17 protein-coding genes are annotated in these 15,280 nt (G+C 72.9%); 9 read left to right on the top strand and 8 right to left on the bottom strand.

Features of this window, described 5'->3' with window-relative positions:
* The first annotated feature begins 150 nt into the window (after nt 1-150).
* Nucleotides 151-1,089, top strand: a complete 939-nt coding sequence (locus ACWED2_RS40675; RefSeq protein ID WP_449695855.1) for an alpha/beta hydrolase — start codon at nt 151-153, stop codon at nt 1,087-1,089.
* Here ACWED2_RS40675 and ACWED2_RS40670 read toward each other — a convergent pair.
* Entirely contained in the window at nt 1,040-2,227 is a 1,188-nt protein-coding gene (locus ACWED2_RS40670; protein ID WP_449695854.1) for an amidohydrolase, read from the bottom strand. The genes ACWED2_RS40675 and ACWED2_RS40670 overlap by 50 nt on opposite strands.
* 78 nt (nt 2,228-2,305) lie before the next feature.
* On the opposite strand from ACWED2_RS40670, the gene ACWED2_RS40665 reads away from it, so the two are divergent.
* A complete protein-coding gene (locus ACWED2_RS40665) occupies nt 2,306-3,766 on the top strand; it encodes an aminotransferase class I/II-fold pyridoxal phosphate-dependent enzyme (RefSeq protein ID WP_449695853.1) in 1,461 nt (486 codons plus the stop codon).
* A 52-nt stretch (nt 3,767-3,818) separates the two neighbouring features.
* Here ACWED2_RS40665 and ACWED2_RS40660 read toward each other — a convergent pair whose 3' ends face one another.
* Complete coding sequence (locus ACWED2_RS40660) at nt 3,819-4,298, bottom strand: hemerythrin domain-containing protein (RefSeq protein ID WP_449695852.1); 480 nt, start codon at nt 4,296-4,298, stop codon at nt 3,819-3,821.
* Nucleotides 4,299-4,396: 98 nt separating this feature from the next.
* On the opposite strand from ACWED2_RS40660, the gene ACWED2_RS40655 reads away from it, so the two are divergent.
* The gene (locus tag ACWED2_RS40655; protein WP_449695851.1) at nt 4,397-5,491 is read left to right on the top strand and encodes a carboxylate-amine ligase; all 1,095 of its coding nucleotides are present in this window, start codon (nt 4,397-4,399) and stop codon (nt 5,489-5,491) included.
* Between the two features lie 68 nt (nt 5,492-5,559).
* Here the strand turns inward: ACWED2_RS40655 and ACWED2_RS40650 are convergent, their stop codons facing one another.
* Nucleotides 5,560-5,940, bottom strand: a complete 381-nt coding sequence (locus tag ACWED2_RS40650) for an STAS domain-containing protein (protein ID WP_449695850.1) — start codon at nt 5,938-5,940, stop codon at nt 5,560-5,562.
* Between the two features lie 113 nt (nt 5,941-6,053).
* On the opposite strand from ACWED2_RS40650, the gene ACWED2_RS40645 reads away from it, so the two are divergent.
* Nucleotides 6,054-7,187, top strand: a complete 1,134-nt coding sequence (locus tag ACWED2_RS40645) for a carboxylate-amine ligase (protein WP_449695849.1) — start codon at nt 6,054-6,056, stop codon at nt 7,185-7,187.
* 8 nt (nt 7,188-7,195) lie between these two features.
* Nucleotides 7,196-8,188, top strand: a complete 993-nt coding sequence (locus ACWED2_RS40640) for an iron-containing redox enzyme family protein (RefSeq protein WP_449695848.1) — start codon at nt 7,196-7,198, stop codon at nt 8,186-8,188.
* A gap of 38 nt (nt 8,189-8,226) precedes the next feature.
* Here the strand turns inward: ACWED2_RS40640 and ACWED2_RS40635 are convergent, their stop codons facing one another.
* Nucleotides 8,227-8,439: a CDGSH iron-sulfur domain-containing protein gene (locus ACWED2_RS40635; RefSeq protein WP_449666129.1), complete on the bottom strand. Its 213-nt coding sequence runs from the start codon at nt 8,437-8,439 to the stop codon at nt 8,227-8,229.
* The gene (locus ACWED2_RS40630) at nt 8,426-9,145 is read right to left on the bottom strand and encodes a methyltransferase (protein ID WP_449695847.1); all 720 of its coding nucleotides are present in this window, start codon (nt 9,143-9,145) and stop codon (nt 8,426-8,428) included. Before ACWED2_RS40630 ends, ACWED2_RS40635 begins: the two co-directional genes overlap by 14 nt.
* A 152-nt stretch (nt 9,146-9,297) precedes the next feature.
* Here ACWED2_RS40630 and ACWED2_RS40625 point away from each other — a divergent pair, with 152 nt between their 5' ends.
* Nucleotides 9,298-9,462, top strand: a complete 165-nt coding sequence (locus ACWED2_RS40625; protein WP_449666131.1) for a hypothetical protein — start codon at nt 9,298-9,300, stop codon at nt 9,460-9,462.
* Between the two features lie 70 nt (nt 9,463-9,532).
* Here ACWED2_RS40625 and ACWED2_RS40620 read toward each other — a convergent pair whose 3' ends face one another.
* A complete protein-coding gene (locus tag ACWED2_RS40620) occupies nt 9,533-10,807 on the bottom strand; it encodes an ATP-grasp domain-containing protein (RefSeq protein WP_449695846.1) in 1,275 nt (424 codons plus the stop codon).
* Nucleotides 10,808-10,890: 83 nt separating this feature from the next.
* On the opposite strand from ACWED2_RS40620, the gene ACWED2_RS40615 reads away from it, so the two are divergent.
* Complete coding sequence (locus tag ACWED2_RS40615; RefSeq protein ID WP_449695845.1) at nt 10,891-12,393, top strand: FAD-dependent oxidoreductase; 1,503 nt, start codon at nt 10,891-10,893, stop codon at nt 12,391-12,393.
* Nucleotides 12,394-12,427: 34 nt separating this feature from the next.
* Here the strand turns inward: ACWED2_RS40615 and ACWED2_RS40610 are convergent, their stop codons facing one another.
* Nucleotides 12,428-12,952, bottom strand: a complete 525-nt coding sequence (locus ACWED2_RS40610; protein ID WP_449695844.1) for a DUF1360 domain-containing protein — start codon at nt 12,950-12,952, stop codon at nt 12,428-12,430.
* Nucleotides 12,949-13,743, bottom strand: coding sequence for an SDR family NAD(P)-dependent oxidoreductase (locus ACWED2_RS40605; RefSeq protein WP_449695843.1), 795 nt, complete (start codon nt 13,741-13,743; stop codon nt 12,949-12,951). Before ACWED2_RS40605 ends, ACWED2_RS40610 begins: the two co-directional genes overlap by 4 nt.
* A gap of 91 nt (nt 13,744-13,834) precedes the next feature.
* On the opposite strand from ACWED2_RS40605, the gene ACWED2_RS40600 reads away from it, so the two are divergent.
* Nucleotides 13,835-14,848, top strand: coding sequence for a DNA topoisomerase IB (locus tag ACWED2_RS40600; RefSeq protein ID WP_449695842.1), 1,014 nt, complete (start codon nt 13,835-13,837; stop codon nt 14,846-14,848).
* An 81-nt stretch (nt 14,849-14,929) separates the two neighbouring features.
* The gene (locus ACWED2_RS40595) at nt 14,930-15,259 is read left to right on the top strand and encodes a hypothetical protein (protein ID WP_449695841.1); all 330 of its coding nucleotides are present in this window, start codon (nt 14,930-14,932) and stop codon (nt 15,257-15,259) included.
* Nucleotides 15,260-15,280 lie beyond the last annotated feature (21 nt).

Below are 15,280 nucleotides of genomic sequence, written 5' to 3'. Positions count from 1 at the left end.
CTGACCAGGATCAGCGACCACGAACACCAGGACATCACCACCGAACTCCCACACGCAGCATGACCACCCACGAAGAACTTCCGAAACCAACCACTTAGTTAGCTCCCGTCCGCGCCCGGGTAACCGGGTGCGGACGGGAAGGAGTGTCTTGTGGTCAGCGTGCAGGCGAAGGTCAGGATGGCGTTGCTGCGGGCGTCGGGCCAGAAACGGTTCTACGACAACGCCTCGGCGTTGCACCACCGGCTGCCGCGGCACCAGAAGCCGTCGATGGCCCGGCCGCCGCGCCAGGTCCGGCGGCGGGTCGACGTCGAACAGCACGACGTCCGCGGCTTTCCCTGCTACACGTTCCGCCCGCGCGGGGAGCAGGCAGGCGACCTGCACGTCCTCCACCTGCACGGCGGCGGGTACGTCGAACAAGTCGAAAAACACCACTGGCGCTACGCCGCGGACCTGGTCGCGCGGCTCGGCTGCGCGGTGACCCTGCCGGTGTACCCGCTGGTCCCCCACCACGACCACACCGCGACCATCCCGATGGTCCAAGCGGCCTACGACGAGCTCGACGCCGAGCGGGTCGTGATCTCCGGCGACTCCGCGGGTGGCGCGCTGGCCCTGGCGATCGCGCAGAACCTGCGCGCGGCCGGGCGGCCGCAACCCGAACGGCTCGTCCTGTACTCGCCGTGGCTGGACGTCCTGCTCGAAGACCCGGTCTCGGAACTGCTCGACGAGACCGACCCGATGCTCGGCATCGCCGGGCTGCGCGAGGCCGGCCGGATGTACGCCGAGGGCACCGACCCGCGCGACCCGCTGGTCAGCCCGATCCACGCCGACCCGACCGGGCTCGCCCCGATCACGCTGTTCATCGGCACCCGCGACGTCCTGCTCCCGGACGCCCGCCGCTTCGCCGCGCGGGCCGAGGAGGCGGGTGTCGAGCTGGACTACCGCGAATACCCCGGCATGTTCCACAACTGGCTCATGCAGGCGATCCCCGAGGGCGTCGAAGCGATGAACCACGTGGAGCGGCTCCTGCGGCGGCGCCCGGTCACCGCCCGTTCCGCGCCAGGTCCCGGAAGCAGTCCCACACCCGGCTGACCAGCGCCGGGTGCGTGCGCAGGTCGATCACCGTGCGGGCGAGGGCCGCCGCCGAGGCCAGCATGGCCGCCCGGCCCCGCGGGCTCGCCGCCGCCGCCGCGAACTCCGGCGTGTGGTCCGACATCTCCTCCGCGGTGATCGCCACGAACGGGTGGATCGCCGGGACGCGGACGCTGACGTCGCCGATGTCCGACGAGCCGAGGAAGACGCCCGGCGTCGGCGGGGTCGCGTGGATCCCGCACGCCGCCAGGTGCTCGGTGAACCGCTCCGACAGCACCGGGTTGTCGCGGAAGTGCGCGTACCCGCGCCCGAGGCGTTCGACCTCGACCTTCGCCCCGGTCGCCAGCGCCGCGCCTTCCGCGCCCGTCGTCACGTCCTCGACCAGGCGGTCCAGCGCGTCCGTGGTCAGCGCGCGGAGGCCGAACCGGCCTTCGGCCCGGTCGGGAACGATGTTCGTCGCCTCGCCGCCGTGGGTGATGATGCCCTGGACGTGCGAGCCGGCGGGCAGCCGCTGGCGCAGGGCCGAGATCGCGCCGAACGCCTGGATCAGCGCGGCGAGGGCGTCGATGCCGCGCTCCGGGTCGCCGGTCGGGTGGGCGGCCCGGCCCTGGAACGTCACCTTCAGCTCGACCTGGGCGGTCAGCGGCGCCCACGCCCAGGAGTGGACGCCGGGGTGCACCATCAGGGCCGCGTCGACGTCGTCGAACACGCCCGCCTCGGCCATGGCGACCTTGCCGCCGCCGCGTTCCTCGGCCGGGGTGCCCACCGCGAGCACCGAGCCCGGGGTGTCCCCCAGCACGTCCTTGGCGGCCAGCGCGGCCCCCAGGCCGGCCGCGGCGATCAGGTTGTGCCCGCAGGCGTGCCCGAGGCCGGGCAGGGCGTCGTACTCCAGCAGCAGCGCGACGCACGGCCGCCCTTCGCCGGCCCGCGCGACGAACGCCGTGGGCAGCCCGGCGATGCCGGTCTCCACCTCGAAACCGTCCGCGGCCAGTTCGCCGGTGAGCCGTTCGGCGGCGGCGTGCTCCTCATAGGACAGTTCCGGCCGTTCGTGCAGCGCGGTGGCGACGGCCCACAGCCGCTCGTCCAGGTGCTCGATCCGCTCGTCGGCCCGCTCGTGCAGCTCTTCGTGCCACTCCATGCCCTCCGGAATACCCCAATCACGCACGGCCACGCCACCGGGTGTTTCGCGCGAAGCGCGTCCGGTTACTCCGGCGGAATGGACCACGGCAAGGCACCGGTGCTCGAGGCGCTGCGCGACTACCACAGCGCCGGTTACGTTCCGTTCAACGCGCCCGGCCACAAGCAGGGCCGCGGCATCGACCCCCGGGTGCTCGAGGTCGTCGGTGCCGACGTGTTCAAGTCCGACGTCATCGCGCTGAACGGCCTGGACGACCGGCTGATGCGCCACGGCGTGCTCGAAGAGGCGCAGCAGCTGATGGCCGACGCGGTCGGCGCCGAGCACACGTTCTTTTCGACGTGCGGCAGCTCGCTGTCCGTGAAGAGCGCGATGCTCGCCGTCGCCGGCCCGCACGAGAAGCTGCTGGTGCCGCGGCACGTCCACAAGTCGGTGATTTCGGGCCTGATCGTGAGCGGCGTCCGGCCGGTGTGGGTCCACCCGCACTGGGACGCCGGGCGGCACCTGAGCCACCCGCCGGGCGTGCGGGAGTTCGCCGAAGCCCACGAGCGCGATCCCGAGGTCAAGGGCGCCCTCGTGGTGACCCCGACCGACTACGGCACGTGCGGCGACCTCCGCGCGATCGCCGAGTGGTGCCACGACCACGGCCTGCCGCTGATCGTCGACGAGGCGTGGGGCGCGCACCTGCCGTTCCACGACGGCCTGCCGCCCTGGGGCATGGACGCGGGCGCCGACGTGTGCGTCACGAGCGTGCACAAGATGGGTGCCGCGGTCGAGCAGAGCTCGGTCTTCCACCTCCAGGGCGACCGCGTGGACCCGAAGGTGCTGAAGGCGCGGGAGGACCTGCTCGGCACCACCAGCCCGAGTTCGCTGGTGTACGCCGCCCTCGACGGCTGGCGGCGGCAGATGGCCGAACACGGCAAGGAACTGCTGGACGGCGCCCTGACGCTGGTGAAGTCGGTCCGCGGCCGGCTGGGCGAGCTGGGCTTCACCGTGCTGCACGACGAATTCCTCGGCCCGGACCTGGCCGACTCGGTCGACCCGCTCAAGGTCGTGCTCGACCTCGACCCACTGGGCATCAGCGGCTACCAGGCGGCCGACTGGCTGCGCGCCCACCAGCGCGTCACCGTCGGCCTGTCCGACCACCGCCGGATCGTGGCCCAGTTCAACCACTCCGACGACGACGGGACCGCCGGCACGCTGATCGATGCCCTCGATGCGTTGCTGAAGGCGGCGCCGTCGTTCGGGAAGCCGCCGAAGGTGGACCTGCCGTCGCCGCGGGAGATGGAACTGGAGACGGCGATGCTGCCGCGGGACGCGTTCTTCGGCGAGACCGAGCAGGTGCCCGTGGCGGAGGCGGCGGGCCGGATCGCGGCCGAGATGATCACGCCGTACCCGCCCGGGGCACCCGGCGTGCTGCCCGGCGAGGTGATCACCCGGCCCATGCTCGACTACCTGCGCAGCGGGCTCGGCGCGGGCATGCAGCTGCCCGACCCGGCCGACCCGGACCTGAAGTCGATCCGGGTCGTCGCGAAGCGGTGACGACCGGCGAGGGCGGCACTTTCCCGCGAAAGTGCCGCCCTCGTCCGGGTGGTCAGGCCTTGGCGCTCTTGAGGTCCAAGGGGTTCTTGGGGGCGCCGGAGCGGGCATCGATCATCCGCTGTCCCAGCTCCTGCAGCTGCTTGCGGCCCATCGCCGAGCGGACCTCGGGGAACCACTCGTCCTCTTCTTCCTCGACGTGGTGGCGGACGTTCTCGGTGAGCACGGTGACCTTGGCGTCGAAGGTCTCCTCCTTCGGGTCCATCCCGAGCAGCTCCGACAGCATCCACACCACGACGTGGTGCTCCTCCACGCTTTCCAGCACGTGGTCCTTGGTCTCCGGCACGGCTTCCCGCGCCGCGGGGTAGAAGATCTCCTCCTCGATGTAGGCGTGGACGGTCAGCTCTTCGATGATCGAGTCCGCGATCCGGCGTTTCTCGTCGTACGCGTCCTCCCCCGCCTTCTCGAATTGCTTGAAGAGCTTCTCCACGGTCTTGTGGTCGTTCTTGAGCAGCACGATCGCGTCGGTCGACATGACCGGGCGAATACCCGTTCGGCGCCCGGGAAAACGCGGTTTGCCCGAACCGCCGGACGGGTATTCATGCGGTCCCCCCGACCTCCAGGAGAACACCGGTGAACCAACCGACGGGCGATGTGCTGACGTTCGGCATCGAAGAGGAGTTCTTCGTCGTCGACCGCCGTGGCCACCTGTCCCACGCCGGCGACGACGTCGTCGACGCGGCCGAAGCGGCCGGCGATGACCAAGGCGAGCTGCAGCACGAGCTGACCCGGTCCCAGGCCGAAGCCGCCACCGACGTCTGCCGGACCCACGCCGAGGCCCTGCGCCAGCTGCGCGGGCTGCGTGCCGACCTCTCCGGCGCCGCCCGGCGGCGCGGGTACCGCGTGCTGCCCGCCGCGTCCCCGCTGCTGTTCGAGGCGAACCCGCCGGTGATCACGCCGAACCCGCGCTACGAGCGGATGGCGGAGCACTTCGGCGCGACCGCGCGGACGTCGCTCACCTGCGGGTGCCACGTGCACGTCGCGATCCCCGACAAGGAAACCGGCGTCCAGGTACTGAACCGCATCCGCCCGTGGCTCCCGGCCCTGCTCACGGTGACGGCGAACTCGGCGATCTCCGACGGCTACGACACGGGTTACTGCAGCTGGCGCTACCAGCAGTGGAGCCGCTGGCCGTCGGCCGGGCCGCCGCCGGAGTTCGCGTCGCTGGACGAGTACGAGAGCATCGTCGACGGCTGGCTGCGCGCGGGCTCGATCCTCGACCGCGGAATGATCTACTGGGACGTCCGGCTGTCGGACAAGCAGCCGACGCTGGAGTTCCGCATCGCCGACGTCGCGGCCACCCCGGAGGACGCGGTGCTGCTGGGGGTACTGGCCCGGGGCTTGGTGGCCACCGCACTGGCCGACGGCTCACCCGCGCCGCACCTGTCGAACGAGGTGTTGCGCGCGCAGCTGTGGCGGGCGTCGCGGGAGGGTGTCACCGGATCCTGCCCGCACCCCAAGAGCGGTGATCCGGAGCCGGCGAAGGCGGTGCTCGACGACCTGATTTCCCTGACGGCACCGGCATTGGAGGCGGCCGGCGACCTCGAGTTCGCCCGGGAGGGAACGGCCCGGCTGGCCGCCGAAGGCGGCGGCGCCGACCGTCAGCGGCGGCGGTTCGCGGAGCGGGAGCGGGCCGAGGACGTCGTGGACCTGCTCACGGGTGACTAGGGCCGGCGCACCCCGGAGCCGCGGACTGCCGAGCGACTGGCGGCCGGCCCGGCCAGGAAGGGCCCTTCCTAGCCCTGAAGGCGGTCCAGCAGTTCCAGCGCCCGCACGGCGGCCCGCGACCCACCCGGGTCGATCACCAGGTGGACACCGACGGCTTCGGCGTGCCGGTGGGCGCGCAGCAGCACCCGGATGCCCGCCGCGCCGAGGAAGCGGACCTGTCCCAGGTCGACCCGCAGCACTCCCGGGCGGGCGCGGACGTGCTCGTCCAGCAGCGCCGCCAGGCGGGCCACCGTGCACAGGTCGACTTCGCCGGTGACCTCCACCACGACCGCGTCGGGGGTCTTCCAGCGGAGGTGGCTCCCCGGGTCGTGGTCGGACGGGGCGCGGGGTGAAGGCAGGCGGTGTGTCGGCGAAGCGCCGACCACCCGCAACCGCTCGTGAGTCGTCATGGGTCCGAGATACCCGCCGTGCGCGAGCGGCGAAACAAGCCCCGGGTCCAGGCGCATTTCCGCGGGCGGAACGGGTAACCCCGGCGGACGTCCGTGCGGAAGGAGCCCGCCCCATGTCCGACGGCCCGCCCACGATGGGTGTCGAAGAGGAGTTCCTCCTCGTGAACCCCCGCACCGGGCACGTTTCGGCGTGCGCCGAACCGGTGCTGGCCCGGTACCGCCACCACGGTCCGCTGCCCGACGGCGTGCGCGTGCACCGGGAACTGCGGCTCACCCAGCTCGAAGCCGCCACCGGCGTCTGCGCCGGCGCGGACGAACTCCGGCACCAGCTGACCGCCGCGCGGTGGGTGCTGGCCGGGGCCGCGGCGGCCGAAGACTGCGCGCTCCTGGCCACCGGGACGCCGGTCGGGCCGGGGCCGGCCGCGCCGCCGCCCGCGAGCACCGGCCGGTACGCCGAGATCGACGCCGCCTATCGCGGAATCGTCGCCGACTACGAGGCCTGCGGGTGCCACGTCCACGTCGGGGTGCCCGATCCCGACACCGCGGTCGCCGTCGTGAACCACCTCGGCCGGTGGCTGCCGACGCTGCTCGCCCTGTCCGCCAACTCGCCGTTCGACCACGGGCGGGACACCGGTTACGCCAGCTGGCGGATGGTGCTGCAGTCCCGCTTCCCCGGCTCCGGCGTCGCGCCGCACCTGCGTGGGCACGCCGAGTACCGCCGGGCCGTCGAGACGCTGGTCGGCTGCGGCGTGCTGGTCGACCCGGACCAGACGTTCTGGCTGGCCCGCCCGTCCGGCCGGTTCCCCACGGTCGAGTTCCGGGTCGCCGACACCGCGCTGACCGTCGACCACGCCGTGCTGCAGGCCCTGCTGAGCCGGGCGCTGGTGCAGCGGGCCCTGGCCGACCTCGCCGACGGCCGGGAGGCCGCGCCGCTGTCGCCCCAGGTGGCCGCCGCGGCCGTGTGGGCCGCCGCGCGCCACGGCCTGGCCGGGCAGCTGGTGGACACGGCCGAGGAGGCGCCGCGACCCGCGTGGACCCTGGTCGACGCGCTCCTGACGCACGTCCGGGCGCCCCTGGAAGACAGCGGTGACCTCGCCGAAGTGCGGAAGCTCCTCGACGCGGTGCGGACCGAGGGCACCGGCGCGGCGCAGCAACGCGCGGTCGCCGACCTCGAGCCGGCCGCCGCGGTGCGGTGGCTCGCCGCCGCGACGGTCCCCGCGGCGCATGGAACGCTGCTCACGGGGTAGCCGTGACCATGACGACTTCCACCACCGGCGCGGCCACCCTGCCGGCCGCCCGCGGCCCGCTCTCGGCGTCGGTGCTGTCCACGCTGCTGCGTGCGCACCCGAAGGCGGATCTCGGCTTCGACGGCCTCGCCGACACCGACCCGCTCGGCGAAGACCTCCAACTGGCCCTGCACCTGTGCTACGAGCTGCACTACCAGGGCCTGCCCGGCGTGTCCCCCGACTGGGAGTGGGACCCGGAGCTGCTGCGCCTGCGCGGCGCGCTGGAGGCCCGGTTCCTCGCCGCCCTCCGCGACCACGTCCCGGGCGGCGACGACGTCCCGGCCGCGCTCGACGCCCTGCTGGTCGAGCCGATCGACGTCGAAGGCGTATCGCACTTCCTCCGCGACCACGGCGACTGGACGCAGGTGCGGGAGTACTTCACGCACCGTTCGGTCTACCACCACAAGGAAGCCGACCCGCACGCGTGGGTGATCCCCCGGCTGCGCGGCCGCGCCAAGGCGGCGCTGGTGGCGGTGGAGTTCGACGAGTTCGGCGGCGGCCGCGCCGAGTTCGTGCACGCCCGCCTCTACGCCGACCTGCTGCGCGCGGCCGGCCTGCCCGACGGCTACCTCGAACTCCTCGACCAGGTCCCCGCGGCGATGCTGGCGGTGGTCAACATGATGTCGCTGTTCGGCCTGCACCGGTCGCTGCGCGGCGCGCTGTGCGGGCACTTCACCGCGGCGGAGATCACCACGGCGCCGTCCGCGCAGCGGATGGACCAGGCCCTGCAGCGGCTGAACGCGCCCGAGGCGTGCCGGTTCTTCTACACCGAGCACATCGAAGCGGACGCGGTACACGAGCAGGTCATGCGCCACGACGTGCTCGGCGACCTGCTGGAACAGGAGCCCGAGCTGGCCGCCGACGTCGTGTTCGGCATCCAGGCGACCGAGTTCCTCGAAGGCCGTTTCGGCGAGCAGTTGCTGAGCCGGTGGAAAGCGGGGAAATCTTCGCTGCGGAGGTGACCGCGATGGCCTCCCGGCGCGCCGGGAGGCCATCTTCGTCAGTCGTTCGCCTGGGTCCGGACGCGTTTGCGGTGGCTGGTGTCGCAGAACGGGAACCGCTTGCTCCGCCGGCACGCGCACACCGCGACCAGGAACCGGTCGGACCGCACGAGCTCGCCCTCGGCCGTGCACAGCTCGACCGGCCCTTCCACCAGGACCGGGCCGCCCGGGACGACGGTCACGCGGCGGGGTTCCCGCTCAGCGGTCGGCACGGAGCACCACCAGCTCTTCCACCCGCTGACCCGGTTCGATCAGCCCGGCCGCCTCGAGGAACGCGGTCCGTCCGGAAAGGACCGGACCGAACGGGATCCGGGCGCGCCGGGTCACCGAAGCCCGCAACCCCTGCGCCGCCAGCATTTCCCACGACTTGTCCACATTAGACATCGCGGACTGCACGAGCAGCATCGTCCCGCCCGGGCGCAGCAGCGCGCCCGCGGCCGCGCACAGCGGGTCCAGCAGCGCGCGGCCGTCCGGGCCCGCGTCCCAGCCCCGGGTGGACCGGACCGCCGGCGCCGGGGACGGCACGTACGGCGGGTTCGCCACGACGACGTCGAACGGGCCTTCGCGCAGTGCTCTGCCGAGGCCGCCCCGGCACGGGCGCACGGCGAGCTGGCGGAGCAACGCGTTGAGCCGCGCCGAAGCCAGCGCCCGGCGCGAAAGGTCCACCGCCAGCACGGTGCCCGCACCGCGGCGGGCCAGCGTGATCGCCTGCGCGCCGGTGCCGGTGCACAGGTCGAGGGCACGCGCGCCGGCCGGGATCGCCAGCTCGGCGATCGCGGAGGCGAGCAGGGCGGTGTCCTCCTGGGGACGGTAGACGCCGGGCAGCCGCAGCATCCGCGGCGCGGGCGGCACGGGCTGGTGGACAACGGACCGGGCGGCCAGGGGGCCCGGGCGGACGGGTTCCGCCGACGTGGTCATCTGGGTCTCCTCCACTCGCCGCGGCCCGGCGCGATCACCGGCGGACAACCGCGTCGCTCCCGCTTACCCGGCGATCATCACCGCAAACGCCGGCGGTTGAGCCGGGCGCAGCCGGGTATCCGGTGCGGAAAGGACCGGGAAGGAGGCACGAAATGACGTCCGAAGAGCGTACCCAGCACCCGACCGAGCCCGCCGAAGGCGCCCGCGGCGACGACCCGCACGGCGACACGCCGGAGGCCCAGCGCGAGACCCTCCGCGGCGAGCAGGGCACCTCCGGCGGGGACGAGCACGACGACAGCGACCCCCAGTCCGGCTGACCCGCCAGGCGAAGCGCGGGGGTCGCGTTCGGACTGTCCGAACGCGACCCCCGCTTTTCGTGCGCCGCCCTCAGGCTTCGGCGAACTCGAACGGCAGCGCGTCCACGCAGGCCTGGTACTTCTGCACCATCTCATGCTCGGTGTGCGCCGCGACGAACAGGTGCGCCAGCTCGAAGCTGTAGCTGTCCTGCTCCGGCAGGTCCGACAGTCGCTGCCCGACCCCCGGCACGATCTCGATCCGGGTGCCGTCGATGCGGTTCTGCACCGTCGCGATCTCTTCGGGCGTCGGGACGCGCGTCACGACACCGTCCTCGAACCGGCGCAGGTACCACTTCCCGGCGATCTGGTAGGTGCCCTTGGTGGGCCGGCGGCCGGGGTCCTGGCCGAGGCCGAGCCGGACCATGATCTCGTGGTTCGCGACGCCGTCGACGAACTCGAACAGCTCGGCGTGCGACTGCGAGTGCCGCGGGTTGATCTCCAGCAGGCACACCTGGCCGGACTCGGGGTCGCAGAAGAACTCGATGCTGAAGGTGCCGTTGTCGAAGCCGATCTGCTTCATCACCCGCTCGGCGACGTCCCGCATCCGGTGGACGGGCTCCTCCCCCAGCTGCGACGGGTACTGGTGGCGCAGGAACGACGAACTGTCCGGGTAGTTGATCGAGTCGAGGGCACCGTAGACGGTGACCTCGCCCTGGTAGACGTACCCCTCGATGGCCGCCTGGACGCCGTGCAGCGCTCCTTCGGCCAGGCAGGCCGCGCCACCCACCCGGGCGATCTCCGGCGGCAGGTCCACCTGGTCCAGCACGTAGCCGAACGGTTCCCCGACCCGGCCGACCCCGGCCCGGATCTCCGCCACCGCGTCGGCGAATTCGGCGTCGTTCCCGGCCTTGAAGGCGAGTTCGGAGGAGAACGACTTCACCGGCTTGAGCCACAGCGGGTAGCCGACGCCCTCCGGCGGGGCGGGCCGCTCGCCGTCGAGGTCGACGATGCCGAAGTTCGGCAGCTCGTCGATCACCTTTCTCTGCTCCAGCCGGCTCCAGTACTTGTGCTCGCACTTCAGCACCGCTTCCAGCGACACGCTGGGCAGGTCGTAGCGGGCGCACAGGATGGGCACGAGCGACGCGGCGGGGAAGTCCCAGTAGCTGACGATCGCGCCGACTTCGCCGTCGAACGCGTCCAGCTCGTGCTGGGCGGTCTTCAGGAGGGCTTCGAAGTCGATCTCGCCGTGCTGCAACTCTTCGGGGGTCAGCAGGCCGTGGAACGCGTAGGTCCCGGCCCAGGGCAGGCGTTCGAGGACCCGCCGGTTCTCGTCGTCCAGGCCGATCACGAAGATGTTCGTACTCATGCCGGTGGGCTACCCGACGCCCCGAGCGGCCGAAACGGGCCGGATGGCCGGTTTGGCCGACCGCCCAGCGGGCATCCGCAGTCATGACAGCCTTGCCCGAACCGCTTTCGCTGTGGGTGGAGACCGCCCCTTCCCCGGATCGCACCGGCGTCCCCGTGCCGGAGTCCGCCGACGTCGCGGTGCTCGGCGCGGGCATCGCCGGGCTCACCACCGCGCTGCTGCTCGCGCGGGCCGGCCGCGCGGTGGTCGTGCTGGAAGCCGAGCGGGTCGCGGCCGGGGTGTCCGGCCACACCACCGCGAAGGTCAGCGCCCAGCACGGGGCCAAGTACGCGGATCTGACGTCCCGCCACGGCACCGGTGCCGCGAAGACCTACGCGGCAACGCAGACGGCGGCGTGCGAGTGGATCGCGGCCACCGCGGCCGAGCTCGGCATCGACTGCGGCTTCACCCGCGCGGACAGCTACGTCTACACCACGCGGGAAAGCACCGTGGACTCGCTCAAGCAGGAGGCGGACGCGGCCGCCGCGGCGGGCCTGCCGGCGTCGTTCACCGAGGACGTCGCGCTCGACGTCCCGGCGCTCGGGGCCGTGCGGACCACCGGGCAGGCGCACTTCCACCCGCGCCGGTGGCTGCTCGGCCTGGCCGCCGAGATCGAGCGGGCGGGCGGCACGATCGTCGAGAACGCCCGCGCGACCGCGCTCAACGGGCAGACCGTCCGGACTTCGCGCGGCGACGTCGTGGCCGGCGAAGTCGTCGTCGCGACCCACTACCCGGTGCTCGACCGCGGCCTGTACTTCGCCCGGCTCGACCCGGTGCGCGACCTCGTCGTCGCGGGTCCGGCAGCCGGGAATGCCGCGCCGGAAGGCATGTTCCTCGACGCCGACACGCACCACTCCGTGCGCGCCTGCACCGAGCAGGGGACCCCGATGGTGATCGCCGGCGGCGAGCACTACCGCGTGGGGGCGCACGTCAACGTCGAACGCCGGTACCGGCGGCTCGCGGAGTGGGCGGACGCGCACGCGGGCCTGCACCGCGTCACCCACCGGTGGTCGGCCCACGACATGTCCACGCCCGACCTGCTCCCCTACGTCGGCCGCTACCTGCCGGGGACGAAGAACCTGTGGGTGGCCACCGGGTTCGGCCAGTGGGGCATGACCGGCGGCACGGCCGCGGGCCACGTGCTGGCGGCGCGGATCCTGGGCGAGCCGCACCCGGCCGCGGACCTGTTCGACCCCAACCGCTTCGACGTCCGCTCGGTGCTCGAGGTGGCCCAGGACAACCTGACGGTCGCCAAGTACCTCGTCGGCGACCACGTCGCCGCGCTGTGGCGGTCCGAGAAGCTCGACGACCTCCGGCCGGGCGAGGCCGAGGTCGTGCGGGTGGGCGGCGAGCTCGTCGCGGCCCACCGTGACGACGCCGGGAAGCTGCACACCGTCGGCGCGCACTGCACCCACCTGGGGTGCCTGGTTTCGTTCAACGACGCCGAACGGACGTGGGACTGCCCGTGCCACGGCTCGCGCTTCGGCGTCGACGGCGAAGTGGTGCAGGGGCCGGCGGTCCGCCCGCTGCGGCGCGGTCCGGAATGAGCCGGCGGGGGCGCTCCCCCGCCGGCCCGACCGGCTAACCGGACGCGAGCTTCTTGCCCGCGTCGTAGAGCAGGTGCAGGGCGTCCGCCACGCCCACGGCCGTCAGCACGGTGGCCGCCAGGCGGGTCGCCCGCGGCGCGATCACCAGGCCCGCGGCCAGGCCCGTGCCGACCCAGACGTTGAGGCAGAACGGGCACGAGACGAGCTCGCCGACCGCGTGCTCGACGTGCCCCTCGGCCGGCACGGACTCGTTCAGCTCGTCGTCCCCGGCCGGCTCTTCGTACCGGGTGAACGGGGCCCGCAGGGGGCTGGTGACGGCGTCCTTGGCCAGCAGGCGGCTGGCCTTGAACGTCGCCGCGCCCAGCAGGACCGTGTCGCCGAGGCCGAACCGCGGCGGCACCTCGGCCCCGACGGCGCGGCCGAGCAGGGTCAGCCCGCCGACCAGCGCGCTGTAGGCGCCCATCGCGACGACGTACCCGCCGAGCGGCCTGTCCTCGCCGCCGGCGTAAGCACGCTGGACCTGCTTCGCCTTCTCGGTGACGTCCTCGATGACGCTCATTCGTCCGCCGATCCGGGCTTCATCATCTTGCCCTGCTGCTTCGCCTTCGCCTCGTCCGGCAGGACGCGGGAACCGGCCGCCTGGAGCTTGTTCTTCACCGCACCGGGGACGATCTTGTCCTTCCCGGCCATCAGGGCTTCGTAGCCGGCTTCGGCGATTTCGGCCGGGGTGTCCTTGCTGCCGGCGGCGATCTTGGTGTCCTCCATGTCGGCGCGCTCGAAGAACTCGGTGTCGACCGGGCCGGGCAGCATCGCGGTGACGGTGACGCCCTTGTCCTTCACTTCGGCGCGCAGGCCTTCGGAAAACGACGTCAGGAACGCCTTGGAGGCGGCGTAGACGGCCTGGTAGGGCGCGGGCGACGTGCCGGCGATCGAGGAGGTGAACAGCACCCGGCCGTGGCCGCGGCCGACCATGCCGGGCACGACCCGCTTGGTCAGGTGGACGGCCGAGCGGACGTTCAGGTCGACGACCGTCAGCTGGTCCTCCAGCCGGGTGCCGCCGGCGAACTCTCCGTTGATGCCGACGCCGGCGTTGACGGCCAGCGCTTCGACCGGGCGGTCCGCGAGCCGGCGGACGAGCTCTTCGACGCCCTCCGGGGCGGCCAGGTCGGTCCGGACCGCCTCGACCCGCGCGCCGCACGCGCGGACCTCGGCGGCCGCCGTGTCGAGCTCGGCGTCTTCGGCGGCGAGCACGAGGTCGAAGTCGTGCCGGGCGAACTGCTTCGCCAGCTCCAGCCCGATCCCGCTCGACGCGCCGGTGACGACGGCGAGCGGCTTGGTTGCGGTGGTCATCCGTGCTCCTTCCGGTGCTTTCCCGTCGGCTACCCGCCGCCGCGGGTGGCAATCATGGTTTCCCGGTACGCCGGGCGGGTATTTCGCGGCGGTGGGACGCACCAGACTCCGGCGCAGTGACCTGCGCGGCCCGGGCATCAAGCGCATCCGCCGGGGCCGCGGGTTCTCCTACGCCATGCCCGACGGCTCACCGGTGACCGACGCCGAGCTCCTGGCCCGGATCAAGGACCTCGTCATCCCGCCGGCCTGGCGGAACGTGTGGATCTGCCCGTACCCGAACGGGCACGTCCAGGCGGTCGGCACCGACGACGCCGGGCGGCGCCAGTACCTCTACCACGAGCAGTGGCGGCGCGACCGTGACGAGGAAAAGCACGACCGCGTGCTGCAGATGGCCCGCCGGCTGCCGGCTTGGCGCGCTTCGGTGGCCTCCGATCTGGCGGGATCCGGTCTCAGCCGGAAGCGGGTACTGGCGGCGGCGCTGCGGATGCTCGACCGCGGGATCTTCCGCACCGGCGGCGAGGAGTACGCGGAGGAGAACGGCACCCACGGCGTCGCGACGCTGCTGCGTTCGCACGCGGCGGTCCGCGGCGACGAATGCCGGTTCTGCTACGTCGCCAAGGGCGGGCTGGACCGCGAGGTGGCGATCCGCGACGCGGAGCTGGCGGCGGTGGTGAAGTCGCTGCTGCGCAGCCGGTCCGGCAGCGACCGGCTGCTGGTCTACCGCGAGGGCGGCACGTGGCACGAGGTGCACGCGGCCGACGTCAACGAGCGGTTCAAGGAGCTGGCGGGCGAGGACTGCACGGCCAAGGACATGCGGACGTGGAACGCGACGGTGCTGGCGGCCGCGGCGTTCGCGGCGGCGGACCCGCCGACGTCCGAGACGGCCCGCAAGCGCGCGGAGGCGAAGGTGATGAAGGAGGTCTCGGCGGCGCTGGGCAACACCCCGGCGGTGTGCCGGTCGTCCTATGTGGACCCCAGGTTGGTGGAGGCGTACCGGGAGGAGAAGACGATCGCGCCGGCGCTGAAGCGCGCAGCGCGGTTGGACGGCGACGAGGCCCGGGCGGCGCTGGAGCGAGCCTGCGCGCGGCTGCTGAACGCGTCGTGACGGTGTGGAGTGGGAGGAACGGTGGGATCCATCCGAACGTGTACTGGCAGGCGGCAGCGTGCGTCGGGGAACCTGGAGGGGATGACATCTTCCGCAGTCCGCTGGCGCGCCTCGATCGCCCTCACCGTGGGCGGCGACGGGGTGGTGTCGAGCATCGTCGAGTCCGACCACGGGAGTGAGGGCTCGGCGCGGGAGTGGATCGAACGGAAGCTGCCCCGCACCAGGTTCCCGGCGTGGATCCCGGCGGCCCGGCGACGCGACGGGGTGGAGTTGTTCGGCCGGGTGGCCCGAGGCCGGATCGTGACGGACCACCTGGTCCCGACGTGGGAACCGGAGGCGGCGCCGGTGTGGCACGCCGACCGGGCGGGGGACGCGGTGCAGTGGCGCCGCTGCGCGGCCGACGACCGCTGAGAGCCGCGCCGGCAGCCGGAG

Source organism: Amycolatopsis sp. NPDC005003 (assembly GCF_053600695.1).
The sequence above is the reverse complement of the archived record's forward strand: the minus strand, read 5'-3'. Positions and strand labels throughout refer to the sequence as shown.